The following is a 14091-nucleotide window of genomic DNA, read 5'->3' as shown; positions in this document are numbered from 1 at the left end:
AGAAAATCGCTTCGCGACATTATGGGGTGAAATCCGGCTTTTCCACATCATAACTTTGCAATGTGAACATCAACCGACAACAATATCACTAATACCATGGAAACGACACCAGACATTCAGGATCCGGAAGTCAATGACACTCCCGTTCCATCGATCGACAACGCATCTTCGACAGTCGACCTGTCGGAAATCGTAGCCCGCGATCCGCGCGCAGCTCACTTCATCGTCGATTTGCTCGCCGGTGTAGAGGCCGGAGAAGCTGCTTCAAGGCACTTCTCCACGCCTCCGCCGCCTCCCGATGAATCGCTTATTCTCGAAGCCGAGAATCGAGGCTATCTGCGCGGACGCAACGAAAGTGCCGCGGAAATCATGAAAAGTCCCGGGATGTACCAGCAACCGCATTCCCCCGACAGCACCCTGCCCGCTCCTCACATGAACCCAAATTCATGCTCCAGCCGCCGCGCCGCAGCGTTTGGGATTAATCAACTCACTCTTTTATCAACACACTTTTAAATTAATTTATGGAAACACAAATCGTAGAAGGATTTGCAGGCGCGTCACACGTAAAAGGCGCTCCGCTTACAACCACAATCACCCGTGAAGTTTCGGAAGAATTGCTCCGTAACGAAATCGACGAGCGCATCGTCAAGATTCGCCCCATGTCGACTCCCATCGACCAGATTTCACGCCTCGCCGATGCGCGCCTTAGCTCAAGCATGATAGTCGACTACTATTCGGTCGACACACCGCCCTCGGTATGCAAGCTGTTTGAAGGCGTTGAATCAAGCCAGACATCCGACATCGCCGAACTGTCGGTCGACAACATCGCGATGTTCAGCCCCTCCGACACCATTTTGCTTCCGGGTGTGAAGGGCAAGGCTCCGGGCAGCTGCTTAATGCTCTATGTCATCAGCACCGGCGACAAGCTGCGCGTAAAGGCGATAAATCCGCCGGCCGAGAACACCTTCCCGGCGTTGAACTTTGAGCAACCCATGATAAGAATGGGGCGTGCGGCTGCCGAACTCGATGTGCAGACATCGCAATCCGAGGCTCTTCCCATAAAGCGTCGTAATTTTTGTCAAATATTCAAATGCCAAGTCGAACAATCTATCCTTCAGCGACTTTCGGCCAAAGAGGTGGGATGGAGCCTGACCGATCAGGAGGAAACGGCACTCATCGACATGCGCCTGAGCATGGAGAAGAACTTCCTGTTTGGTGCCCGAACCCGCTTTGAGAAGGACAACACCCACGGCGAGGTATTTACCACCGAAGGCATCTGGACCCAGGCGGGCAAGGAGTTCTCCTACATTAAGGACAAATTCAATGAAGAGGAGCTCGTAAGACTATCGCGTGCGGCATTCACTGGCAATGCCGGGTCGTCACGAAAAGTGCTCATAGGCGGTTCGGGATTCATCGAGCAGCTCAGCATGCTGCCCCATGTGAAGACAGCCGGGCCTGCCGAAACCGTGACACGCTGGGGAATCGACTTCACCGAAATCACAACCAAATTCGGACGCCTCTACGTGGTGCTCAGCGAAGTCTTTGATGCTTGCGGACATGCCGATGAAGCAATGGTGCTCGATCCCGAATACATCCAGAAGTATTCCCACATCCCCTTCAAGGCAATGCCCATAGACCTGCGTTCAAGCGGTCAACGCAACTGCGAGGCTATAGTGCTCACCGAGGCTTCCTGCATAGTGTTACGCTATCCCGATGCTCATCTGCGCATCGTAACCAAGTGACGATGGTAATCGAAATGACCCACGCGCAACTGCTACAGGAGTGGCGGTTGCGCTACCTCCATGAACCGGTGAACGACGACTGCCCTTACACGCGGCACGACGGCATTGACATCGACAGGCTTTTAGCCGGAAAAATGCGCGACTGGTACCTCGACCTGCTTGACAACGCCCCGCTGTCGATACTCGCTCCCATGGAGATTCACGACCGAATCACCAATCAGATTGTCGACGACGAGGGATGCCTGGTGTTTAAATTGCCCGACGAGTGTCGTAGGCTGATAGCGGTAAGAGCCGAAGGCTGTACACGCGATGCCGCAATAACTTCCGACCTGTCGAGTCGCACGGCGCAGCTTCAGCTATCGCCCTACACCCGCGGCGACACGCATCACCCCGTAGCGGTGATCGACAACCGCGAGGTGCGCCTCTACTCCGTTAAGCCGGGTTCCGCGGCAAAGGTTGAAAAGCTGCTCGCGATAGTCGACACGCCGGGCATCTATCGGTTTGACGAAAAGGCGCTCTCGACGATTCCTTCACCCGATTTTTAAATCTAAATCAGCACAACAATGAACGACACTAAAAATCATCTTGACAAAGCGTTGGAAACATGGCTGGCCGGAGCCCAACTCAGGGCTCAACGGCTTCGCCACAAGCGCTACACATTCGGCAAACAGTGGAGCGACAAGGTGGAAATGTCGGACGGACGGGTGTGTGACGAGCACACGGCAATGCGTATAATGGGCTACAACCCCGCCACCAACAATCTCATACGCCGCCTCCTGAAAAGCATCATAGGCCACTACCGCTCCTCCATCGCGGCAAATCGCCTTAGCGACGATGTGAACAATCTGCCCGAAATCGACGCCCGCACACTTGAGGAGTTCCTCATTTCGGGATGTGCCATACAGCGCGTCACCTATGAGCGCCGCCGTGGCGGACTCGCCCGATGGGTCGACATTGTAAGTCCCGCCCGATTCTTTATAAACTCCGTCACCGACCTGCGCGGCGATGATGTGGAGATTCTCGGACAGATTCGCGACATGTCGCCCAACGAGGTTGTAATGCGTTTCTCAATGGGCGACCGCCGACGCGCCGATGCCCTGCGCAGCCATTTCGCGAAATTAGAGGCTGCCGGCAACGGCCGCTCCACCGCTACCGGAGCATCGGTCAACGACTACATCTCATTTCTCGACGCGCCCAAAGGAATGTGCCGCATAATTGAGTCATGGGAACTGGAAACGGTTGAGCAATATCTGTGTCACGACCCGATGTCAGGCGACATATTCTACCGCAACGGCGATGCCGCTAATGAACTTGAGAATGAAAACAAGTCGCGAAGCAACGACGGGAAGCCGTTGATTGAGTTCCGATGGGACATATCGACCCTGTGGCACTGCCGCTTCATGTCGCCCGACGGAAGCCTGCTGCATGAGGAGTACTCCGACACTCACCCCTACGTGTTCCGGTTCTATCCGCTGATTGACGGCGAGATACACTCTTTTGTGGAGGATGTGATTCAGCAGCAGCGCAATGTCAACCGGCTGCTCACCTTGAACGACCGCATCCTCTCGACTGCCGCAAAGGGCGTACTGCTCTTTCCCGAAAACCAATATGCCAGCGACATGTCAATCGAGGAGGCTGCAGCCAACTGGGCCGCTCCCGACGGAGTGGTGCTATACCGTGCGCAGCCCGGAATGCCGGGACCGCAACAGGTGGTGTCGTCGCCGGGCGATCTCGGAGTCAACAGGATGCTCGACCTGCAGCTGAGGCTCATCGAGGATGTGTCGGGAGTGAACGGCGCCCTGAAAGGACAAGCAGCCTCGGCAGGCATGTCGGCATCGCTTTACGACAGCCAGCACCAACACGCAGTGAGTTCGCTAAGCGACATTTTCGGAGCGTTCTCGACATTCATCGAGGCCCGCAACCTGATGCTTTAGAGCCGGTTCGACAATAAATCGTGACTGTGCGGGCAAATTCACATATCGGATTTGCCCGTAACGCCAAACTTGCCTATCTTTGCCTAAAACTGATAACTCTATGTCGCTATTTAATGATGATGAACTGAAACGCTACAGCCGGCATCTGTCACTGCCCGAAATAGGCATTGACGGACAATCGAAACTGCGTGACGCAAAAGTGCTTATCGTAGGAGCCGGAGGACTGGGCTCGCCTGTCGCTCTCTATCTTGCCGCGGCCGGAGTGGGCAATATATGCATTATCGACGGGGATGTGGTTGACCTATCCAACCTGCAACGCCAGATAATACACTCCACGGCCGATGTGGGCCGCGCCAAGGTTGAATCGGCATCGCAATCCATGACAGCCTTGAACCCCGGCGTAAAGGTCGAGGCCATTTCAGGGCTCCTTACAGCCGACAACGCGGCGTCGCTCATGGCCGACTACGACATAATAGTGGATGCCACCGACAGCCTTGCGACCAAGCTGCTGATCAACGACACCTGTGTGGCACTCGGCAAGCCTTTTGTGCATGGAGGAATGTATCGTTACATGGGCCAGGCGATGACCTATGTTCCCGGCTCACCCTGCTATCGGTGCCTCTTTGCCGGAGAGGAGCCTGTGCAGCCGAGGAATGAGGCCGTGGCCGGTCCGTTTGGTGCCGTAGCGGGCATACTTGGATGCATCCAGGCCGCCGAAGTCATAAAATATATCACCGGAATAGGTCGACTGCTCACCGGTCGACTGCTTCGTTTCGATGCGCTCACAATGGAGTTCGACACCTTCACCCTGCCGGCCGACAACAGGTGCCGATGCAGGCGGCCGCTGAAATAAATCACACCCACGCCCTAACTTTAACATCGGCGCAAGCGTTATACTTCTACTGACAATAAAACATTTACGCACTATGAAAGTTAAGTTAGGCACAACTCCCCTGAGAGTGGAGTACACCGATGATGAATTGAAGGACAGGGTGTTGAACTATATAGATTCCAACACCGACGGAGTGGGATTTCGCGACATCTGCGACCATCTGCTCATGATAGCCAACGACGAAGGAAAAATCATAAAGGACAGTGACACCGACTACGAATGGATGGAACTTGACCGCGCCGACACTTTGAGGGTGAGCCGAGCACTTTGGCAGGAGATATGGTCCTACCGCCTCTTTATCGACTTCGACACCACCCACTATAAAGCGGCCGACACCTACTTTATGAGATACATTCCCGAATCTTAGAGCCGGTTCGACAATAAATATTAACGGCTCTTAAACCCAATTTTCCCCGCCGCTGCAAAGTTGTGGGGATTTATTTTGCCTAATTGTGACGGGCTATGATAAAGTCAAAGAGTGAAATGAACGAGCGGCGTATCTCCGTGTCGGGGAAGTGGTTTATTATCTCTACTGCCTCATCGCGGAACCGCGACATGCAATCGTAGGCGTAGTCGATGCCTCCGAACTCACGTGCATAGGCTATAAGAGTGGCTATCTGCTCGCTCGACAGCTCGTCATTGCGCACAAGCTCGTTCATCTCCTTGTGGTATGGAAGGGTGTCGATCGACAGTACATGTAGCAGCGGAAGCGTTATCTTGCCTTCGCGAAGGTCGTTGCCGGTAGGCTTGCCTACGCGCGAGTCCTCGAAATAGTCAAATATGTCATCGCGAATCTGGAAGCACAGCCCGAATAGCTGGGCAAAGCGGCACATGCGCTCTATATCCTCATCGGATGCGTTGACCGAATATCCGCCCATCTTTATGCACGCAACAAAAAGCGAAGCTGTCTTGCTGCCTATGATTTCGAGATACGACTCCTCGGTTATGTCGTGGTAGCGGGCCTTGTTTATCTGGTCGATTTCGCCAAGCGAAAGAATGCGTCCGAGATGCGAAATGGTGTCGATTATGCGCAGGTCGCCCGTGGCGACAGCATTATGCAGCGACGACGACACGAAAAAGTCGCCCACAAGCACTGCTATGTGGTTGTCCCAAATGGCGTTGACGGTCGGACGGCTGCGGCGGGTAAGAGTATCGTCCACCACATCGTCATGAATCAGCGAGGCGTTATGAAGCATCTCGATTGAAGCGGCAGCGTCGATTGTGGCATCAGTGATGCCGCCAAACAGCTTGGCGCTAAGCAACACGAGGATGGGTCGTATCTGCTTACCTTTGGTCTTCAGATAGTTGCCGACGATTTCATTCATCAACTCGTTGGATGTCGAAAGAGCCTCGGTCATGCACTCATTGAGTTGACTAAGTTCCGAGGCTATTGTATGTTGAATGTCTTCTAATACGGTCATATCGGCATTTTGTGATGCAAAATTAGTAAAAGTTATAATTTTATGCCTATATTTATCGTGAATTTCTTGTTTACACTAACAAAAAACAGCCGATATAATGGATAAGAAACTATTTCTGCTCGATGCCTATGCACTAATATACCGTGCCTACTACGCACTTATACGCGCTCCGCGCATGACTTCACGGGGTTTCAACACCTCGGCGATATTCGGATTTGTAAACACCCTTGAGGAGGTGCTCAACAAGCAGCAGCCCTCCCACATCGCTGTGTGCTTCGACCCGAGCGGCCCCACATTCCGCCACGAAGCCTATCCCGAGTACAAGGCGCAGCGCGACAAGCAGCCCGAGGACATAACCCTGTCAATTCCCTATATAAAGGACATCATAAAGGCTTACGGAATCCCCGCTATCGAAATTCCGGGATATGAAGCCGACGATGTGATAGGCACACTGTCGCACATCGCCGAGAAGGAGGGCTACATCACCTACATGATGACACCCGACAAGGACTACGGACAGCTGGTGACCGACCGCGTGCTCATGTTCAAGCCCTCGCTCCGAGGTTCCGAGATGGAGATACGCGGCCCCGAGGAAATCTGCGGGCGTTACGGCATAAAGTCGCCGCAACAGGTGGTAGACATACTCGCCCTTGAGGGCGATGCGGTCGACAACATTCCGGGATGTCCCGGAGTGGGCGAAAAGACGGCCATGAAGCTTATATCGGAATGGGGCACCGTCGAGAACCTGCTTGGCAACACCGACTCACTGAAGGGTGCCTTGCAGCGCAAAATCGTCGACAACGCCGAGCAGATAAGATTTTCAAAGTTTCTCGCGACAATAAAGACCGATGTGCCTGTCGACATCCCCATCGACAATCTGCGCCGAGGTGATATTGATGTGAACACCCTGACCGGAATATACACCGAGCTGGAGTTCCGCACGTTCATCAAGCGTCTGCACGACCGTCACGGCGACAATCAGCCGTCTGATCCCACACCTGAGGCCAAGCCTGCGGCAGCCAACGAAATGCCCTCGCTCTTCGACATCATCGACGAGCCTGTTCAGCAAGCCGACACATCGGCCATGGCCGACTCGGAGCATGACTACATAGCCAATACCGACCTCGCGACCCTTGAGGCGACAATCAACGAGGCTGTCAAGGCGGGACGCGTGGGAGTGACGCTCTATGCCATCGGTTCCGACGACATGACATCGCGCTGGATGGGTACGGCAATCTCGACATCCGAGGGAAAAGCCGTCTACATCGCCATGCCTCCGCAGGGAGCCGCACGTGACGAAATGCTGAAAATCCTGGCCAAACTGTTTACATCGCCCTTCGTCACCATTGTAAGCCACGATGTAAAGCGCGACTATCTGCTGCTGAAGCGCGAAGGCATTGCATTTACAGCTCCCTACTACGACACATCGGTGGCCCACTACCTCATCGAGCCTGAGATGAATCACTCTTTCCCGCGCGTGGTGGCCGCCTATCTCGACTATCACACTCTCGACTACGATGACACATCGCGCACCCGCAAGAAAGGCGAGCCGCTTCCTGCAGGTGAGGAGATGCTGCGCCTCTGTGAAGTAGCCGACATGACGCTGCGACTTTACAACAAGCTGAATCCGCTTATAGAGAGCAACGGCGTGAAAAATCTGATGGACGACATCGAGCTGCCACTCATAAAGGTGCTTGCCGAGATGGAGTGGACGGGAGTGCGCATCGATGTCGAAGCGTTGGCCGAGCTGTCGCGCAAGTACACATCGCAGCTGCGCGAAATGGAGCAGGAGGCCTACAGGCTTGCGGGCGGAGAGTTCAACATAGGCTCGCCAATGCAGGTGGGCGAAGTGCTCTTTGAAAGGCTGAAGATCGACGCCAAAGCCAAGCGCACAAAGCGTGGCGCCTACTCCACCACCGAGGAGGTGCTTGAAAAATACCGCAACGTGCATCCCATTGTCGACACCATTCTTGAAATACGAGGCATACGCAAGCTGCTGACAACCTACATCGATGCGCTGCCTCAGCTGATAAATCAGTCGACCGGAAAGATACACACCACCTACAACCAGACCGTAACCGCCACAGGACGAATTTCATCGACAAACCCCAACCTGCAGAACATCCCCATACGCACCGACGACGGCCGCGAAATACGACGCGCCTTCATAGCCGACCGGGGCGACCTGTTCATGAGTGCCGACTACTCGCAGATTGAACTGCGACTGATTGCCGACATAAGCGGCGACAACGATATGATCGAGGCGTTTCTTTCGGGTGCCGACATCCATCAGGCCACAGCGGCAAAGATATACAAGGAGCGCATAGAGGATGTGAGCGACGAGCAGCGCCGACGCGCCAAAACCGCCAACTTCGGAATAATCTACGGCATATCGGCATTTGGCCTCTCGGAGAGGTTACGCATTCCGCGAGCTGAAGCCAAGATGCTGATTGACGGATACTTCGCCACCTATCCTCACATCAAGGAGTACATCGCCGAAGCTATCGAGAAGGCTCGCAGCGACGGATATGTCACAACTATAATGGGTCGCAAGCGAATGCTCCCCGAAATAAATTCAAGAAACGCCGTTGTGCGCGGATATGCCGAGCGAAATGCCGTGAACGCCCCCATCCAGGGTTCGGCCGCCGACATTATAAAGCTCGCCATGGTGAACATAGCCCGCAACTTCGAGCAGGAGGGATTGAAGTCACGCATGATAATGCAGGTCCACGATGAATTGATATTCAACGTTGTGCCGGAAGAACTTGAACGCGTACAGGCTATCGTGACCTCCGACATGATGAACGCCTACCACGGCAGGGTGCCGCTCATCGTGTCGTCGGGTGTGGGAAGCAACTGGCTTGAAGCCCACTAAGGACTTAATATTGCGCCAACGCCTCGCGCAGGTTGTTGATCATTATGGCGCGTAGCTCGGGGGGACTCAACACCGTCACCTTGGGACCGTAGGAGAGCAGCTCCTGGACAAAATCGGGAGTGATCTTGATCTTGAAATAAAATATCGAATAGGAGTCGTGCAGCACTTCCTGCTGTGACGCATGCAACGGCACCGAACGGAAATACTTGGCCTGCCGTGAATCGGTACGCACAGCCACGTGCTTTACCTCGCCCTCGTCAAATATGATTCCGTAGCTGTCGCGGAAGTAGGCCTCGGCATCGAAGTCCTCGGGTATCTCATATACCGACGGCAACAGCGTGGCCTCGCTCATGCGGTCGAGCGCGTAGGTCTTTATGACATCCTCCTTCACGTTTCGGCCCGTCACATACCATCGCTGCTTGAATATCTTCAGGAAGTAGGGTTCGAGCACTATGTCACGCGTAGGATTGAGGCGTGTATAGGGGTGGTAGTTGAACTTCATAGGACGACGCTCCTTCAGTGAATCGACGGTAATCGACAGGAATTCACGCGCCGACGGAACGTTTTCAAGGAAAATGGAATCGGCAATGTCATGTGCGTCATTCAACAGATTGCCGATGGAGGCCGAGTTGAGCAACCAGTTCATGACACTCTCGTAGTGATCGTTGCTCTGCTCGATATAGTACTCGAATGTCGACGGGTTACACTCGATGTTTATCTTAAAAAGTTCCTCGATTGCATTGCGATAGGTGTAGAATGTGCGCCGTGGAAGAGGCTCGCCGTTGGAGTAAGGCGACTTTATCCACAGCCGATTGATTTCATCACGAGTCAACGACCCATATCGGCGTATGGTGTCGATAAGCCATATATACCTGCTAAATAAATCTCGTGCCATAAATAATTTAAAATTGAAACAGACAAATAGATATTCATTAAATTTCCGCTATTCGGCAGAAACGGATTCCCGGGCGGCCTCGATGTCAGACACCGACGCTTTTCCCGGCAATAGGGACAGACCGACAGCCGTGAGCAGAGCGTTGAATATCAACAATTCAAAACTCATCTCATAGCCAAACGATTCATTCAAGAAGTACTTCACCAGCCAACAAAGACATGGCGCGGCAATGCACACTACAGGCACCAGCCGATCATTGACAGGTCGCTTGGTGAACATGCCGAACACAAAGAGGCCCAATATGGGGCCGTAGGTATAGGATGCGAGGGTGTAGACGGCGCTTATGGCGTCCTCCTCGCTGATCATGTAAAACACGACTATTACAAGGCCCATCGTGGCCGACATCGCGATGTGCACCCATTTGCGCACACGTGCAAGGCGACTCTCCTCCATGCCCGATGCATCGAGAATGTCGACCGTAAACGATGTGGTGAGCGATGTGAGTGCCGAACCGGCAGCCGAGTAGGCAGCCGACACAAGTCCGAGGATGAAGAGCACGCCCACAGCCACGGGCAGTGACTCGTGCGCAGCAACAAGGCCAAAGAGCTCATCGCTCTTCTCGGGCATCGACAACGACGGTGTGCTCTCGACATATATCACAAGCAGAGTTCCGAGCACCAGAAACAGGGCTATGACAAAAAACTGCATGACACCGCTCACAATCATGTTCTTCTGCGACTGACGCGAGTCACGGCACGCAAGGTTGCGCTGCATCATGTCCTGGTCAAGGCCGTTTATGGCGATGGCCATGAACACTCCGGCAAGAAACTGCTTCCAGAAGTAGACGCCGCGTGACGGATCGTCGAAGTAGAAGATGCGTGACGAGCCGTGCCGACCAATCGAATCGACGACACCGGCCCACGACAGGTCGAGGTTCTGCGCTATGAACCATATACACAGCACCACCGACATTATAAGGCAGAAACTCTTGAGGGTATCGGTCCATATCAGGGTCTTGACACCTCCGCGGAAAGTGTAGAGCCACACAATGGCTATGGTTACGGCGACATTGACCACAAACGGAATACCGAGAGGGTCGCACACAAGAGTCTGAAGCACTATGCACACGACAAAAAACCTCACCGCCGCGCCAAGCATCTTTGAAACGAAGAAGAACCATGCCCCGGTACGGTAAGTCGATGAACCGAAACGCTCGCCGAGATAACCGTAAATCGACAACAGGTTGCGCTTGTAGAAGAGCGGCACAAGCACAAACGCTATCACCCAGTAGCCCACGATGAAGCCGAGCACCATCTGCAGGTAGCTGTAGCCTTTGTCGACCACCATTCCTGGAACGCTGATGAACGTTACGCCCGATATGGCGGCACCCACCATGGCAAAAGCCACCAACGGCCACGGGGCGCGCCTGTTGCCGTTGAAAAACGAAGCGTTGTCACTGTTGCGGGATGTGAGATGACTTACGCCAAACAGAACGGCGAAGTAAGCCAGCACGGTTATTATAACTATCGTAGGGGTCATTGTTCGGGATATAGCAAGTAGCGGCTGCGCAGCTTCTTGAACTGCGCCACCTCGTCGCGCCATGTGGCCTTTATCTCATCGGCACTTCGGCCGGCCTCTATCATCGGGCGAATCTTGGTGTTGCCTATTAGTTTGTCAAAAAAAGAGTTGAAGAAACGTGATTTTCCCTGTGTCATCGAGTTGTAGGCATCGATTATGTACGACAAGTCGACACCGCCGTCAATCGCAGCATCGTCATCGACCTCGCGCAGGTCTACGCCATTGCACCGCTTGTCGCGCAAAGGCGGATTCTTGGCACCCGGCACGCTACGGGGCGTAAACGAGAAGCCACGAGCCTTCATGAGCGGATGACCGTAAACGAGGAACGGCATATCGGTTCCGCGTCCCACGCTGGCGGTAGTTCCCTCGAAGTAACACAGCGACGGATAAAGGTATATGGCCTTCATGCTCCTCAGATTGGGCGACGGAGCCACGGGAAGTGCATAACGTGTCGAGTGGGTGTAGTCCTTGCAGGGCACAACCTTCAGGTCAAGGCTTGAAGCACCGGGCAACCATCCCTCGCCTACGGCCATCTTGGCCATCTCGCCGAGAGTGAGTCCGTGCAGAACCGGAATGGGAAGTCGTCCCACGCCTGAACGCAGTTTCATGTCAAGCACCGGGCCGTCGACCGACATTCCGAGCGGATTTGGACGGTCAAGCACGATGACGCTCTTGCCGTGACGGGCAGCCGCCTCCATTACCTCAAGCATGGTTATGTAGTAGGTGTAGAATCGTGTTCCCACATCCTGAAGATCCACAAGAATCACATCGACACCGGCCATCACCTCGGGCGACGGGCCGCGTTTTCCGCCGTTATACAGCGACGCGATGGGTATTCCCGTCACCTCGTCAACCGAGCTTGCCACATGCTGTCCGGCATCGGCAGTACCACGGAATCCGTGTTCGGGCGAAAAGAGCGTCACCACATTGACACCGTTTTCGAGCAGGAGGTCGAGAGTGTGCTTGGAGCCGACCATGCCGGTGTGATTGGACAGCAACGCCACCCGGCGCCCTTCAAGCCAAGGCTTGTAAAGGTCAATCCTCGCAGCGCCCACAGTCACTTCAGCGGCATCGGCTATAAATGAGGTAGAAAGAATAAGCGCCGAGAAAATCAGCAATGCGACAATTCTTTTAATGTTGGATATTATCATTCCACAAAGATACATAAATATCAATTAAGTAATGCACCACATCCCAATCTTTTTTATCGCTCAAATATCGGCGCGTCAAGCACTTTACGGATTATTAACAGTAGTGGGCAACTACAATCATGGCAGAGCCACCCGTTACAGTGTCTACAATAACGCAGACAGTGCAAGGGTGGCTCCACCAGTGACTTCATGGGTCAAATTAAACCGAAAGACTAATCCCACAAAGTCCTACCACTAGACAACCAAGATCACATTCCTAAATACATTTAGATTACAAAATATATTAGAGTCATTATTATTTCCTTTTCCTAACCTCAAGCCTTTACACTACGTGACAGCATCCTGTGCCCCACCCTGCAGTAGAGGCACTTGCGAGCCTCGCAGTACTCGCGACGCAACTGAATCAGCGCCTGTGAGGTGAACGCATCGTCACACTTTACGCCGGCACCTACAAACATCGCGACCACCGAGTTGCTCTCGGGCTTCATCTCCTGCAACATGGCGACCGCCCTGTCGGTCATCGACTTGTCGTCGAGCGACAACCCGTAGGCATAGAGAAGCGGCACCACTACATTTATTATAAGCACCGTTATCGAGCCTCGGCTCAACGCCACGCTGCGTGCAGCCTCAAGAGAGCCGTTGAAGGTGTAGTGACTCGCCCAGTAACCCACAAGCTCAACCTCAAATAGCTTATAGGCCTGCGCCAGATTCCCTGCATCCACAATGCGTGACATCAGCCTGAATCCGCCAAAGAGCATTGCCGCAAGAAATGCAATGCGCCTGTGGGGAAAATTGGCCGGACGCATCCGCGACATCTTCCACCCGAGCCTCGGCTGTCGTTCGAGCGAGAATTTCCGGGCAAGATAGTCATACTCCTTTTTCAGCAGCTCCACATAGGAGTCACCGTCGCCTACCTCGTCAAGCAGTCCCGACTGTCCGAAAAGCAGAGCCTCTATGCTCAATGCCGAGTCGCTGTGCTTGCCCACGAAACGCAACGGAACGCTTAACGCAAGCCTCTCAAACGGCTCACTGTTAACCCCGAAGCCAAGTGCGCGCGCAAGGGTCACATAGCATGTCGACTCCCAGTCGCCCGAGAATCGCGACAGGTAACGGTTGATGCGCTCGCTCTTATTGTAAAGACGCTCATAGGCGAGATTGTCGAGCCATGAGTACAGCCGCACATTGTCGATGGTCTTGAACTCTTCATGGCATGGAAGGTCGTCGGCCGCCGAAGCCACCAATCGCCTGTAACTCTCGTTGAACGAAGGCGAACATGACATTTTCATCTGAGGTATCACATTCCCGTCGCTCCGCCTCACCGGCGCATCATCCTTGGAAACGACATGAAGTATCACCGAATCGTAAGCCTTGTCGCCGTCATGTCCGTGACGGTGCCAGTCGCTTGCCCTCACATGGATTTCCACATCACCCGCCCACATTTCATCGCCTATGCGAATCTTTGCATTGAAAAAATCGGGCCCGGAATCATGATTCAGGCAACCCGGGTCTATGACATGCACACGATGGCCATCGACTGTAAACATATCCTTAACGGGCCACAGCCGATGCTGCCATACGTATTGCATCAGTCTTTCCATAGGTT

12 protein-coding genes are annotated in these 14091 nt (G+C 53.8%); 7 read left to right on the top strand and 5 right to left on the bottom strand.

Annotated elements, in window-relative coordinates:
- The first annotated feature begins 96 nt into the window (after positions 1-96).
- From E7746_RS00820 to E7746_RS00795, 6 genes are all read left to right on the top strand, one after another.
- Positions 97-513: a hypothetical protein gene (locus E7746_RS00820; protein WP_136409533.1), complete on the top strand. Its 417-nt coding sequence runs from the start codon at positions 97-99 to the stop codon at positions 511-513.
- A gap of 8 nt (positions 514-521) precedes the next feature.
- On the top strand, positions 522-1742 hold the full coding sequence (locus E7746_RS00815; RefSeq protein ID WP_136409532.1) for an SU10 major capsid protein: 1221 nt from the start codon (positions 522-524) through the stop codon (positions 1740-1742).
- Positions 1743-1756: 14 nt separating this feature from the next.
- Positions 1757-2287 carry a hypothetical protein gene (locus tag E7746_RS00810; RefSeq protein WP_136409531.1) on the top strand — a complete coding sequence of 177 codons (531 nt, stop codon included), beginning with the start codon at positions 1757-1759 and terminating at the stop codon, positions 2285-2287.
- An 18-nt stretch (positions 2288-2305) separates the two neighbouring features.
- Positions 2306-3676, top strand: coding sequence for a portal protein (locus tag E7746_RS00805; protein WP_136409530.1), 1371 nt, complete (start codon positions 2306-2308; stop codon positions 3674-3676).
- A 100-nt stretch (positions 3677-3776) separates the two neighbouring features.
- Positions 3777-4529, top strand: coding sequence for a HesA/MoeB/ThiF family protein (locus E7746_RS00800; protein WP_136409529.1), 753 nt, complete (start codon positions 3777-3779; stop codon positions 4527-4529).
- A gap of 73 nt (positions 4530-4602) precedes the next feature.
- Positions 4603-4935, top strand: coding sequence for a hypothetical protein (locus E7746_RS00795; RefSeq protein ID WP_136409528.1), 333 nt, complete (start codon positions 4603-4605; stop codon positions 4933-4935).
- Positions 4936-5014: 79 nt separating this feature from the next.
- Here E7746_RS00795 and E7746_RS00790 read toward each other — a convergent pair whose 3' ends face one another.
- A complete protein-coding gene (locus E7746_RS00790) occupies positions 5015-5989 on the bottom strand; it encodes a polyprenyl synthetase family protein (protein WP_136409527.1) in 975 nt (324 codons plus the stop codon).
- Between the two features lie 97 nt (positions 5990-6086).
- Here E7746_RS00790 and polA point away from each other — a divergent pair, with 97 nt between their 5' ends.
- Complete coding sequence (gene polA / locus E7746_RS00785) at positions 6087-8864, top strand: DNA polymerase I (RefSeq protein WP_136409526.1); 2778 nt, start codon at positions 6087-6089, stop codon at positions 8862-8864.
- Between the two features lie 4 nt (positions 8865-8868).
- On the opposite strand, the gene E7746_RS00780 is transcribed toward polA, so the two are convergent.
- The 4 genes from E7746_RS00780 to E7746_RS00765 form a co-directional block, all read right to left on the bottom strand.
- Complete coding sequence (locus E7746_RS00780; protein WP_136409525.1) at positions 8869-9759, bottom strand: helix-turn-helix transcriptional regulator; 891 nt, start codon at positions 9757-9759, stop codon at positions 8869-8871.
- 48 nt (positions 9760-9807) lie between these two features.
- Entirely contained in the window at positions 9808-11298 is a 1491-nt protein-coding gene (locus E7746_RS00775) for a sodium:solute symporter (protein WP_136409524.1), read from the bottom strand.
- Positions 11295-12503: an exo-beta-N-acetylmuramidase NamZ family protein gene (locus E7746_RS00770; protein ID WP_238337276.1), complete on the bottom strand. Its 1209-nt coding sequence runs from the start codon at positions 12501-12503 to the stop codon at positions 11295-11297. Before E7746_RS00770 ends, E7746_RS00775 begins: the two co-directional genes overlap by 4 nt.
- Before the next feature lie 299 nt (positions 12504-12802).
- Positions 12803-14086, bottom strand: coding sequence for a DUF2851 family protein (locus tag E7746_RS00765; RefSeq protein WP_136409523.1), 1284 nt, complete (start codon positions 14084-14086; stop codon positions 12803-12805).
- Positions 14087-14091 lie beyond the last annotated feature (5 nt).

Origin of the sequence: Muribaculum gordoncarteri (genome assembly GCF_004803695.1) — a bacterium.
Lineage (GTDB): Bacteria > Bacteroidota > Bacteroidia > Bacteroidales > Muribaculaceae > Muribaculum > Muribaculum gordoncarteri.
This window is presented reverse-complemented; position numbering and strand designations above follow the sequence as displayed.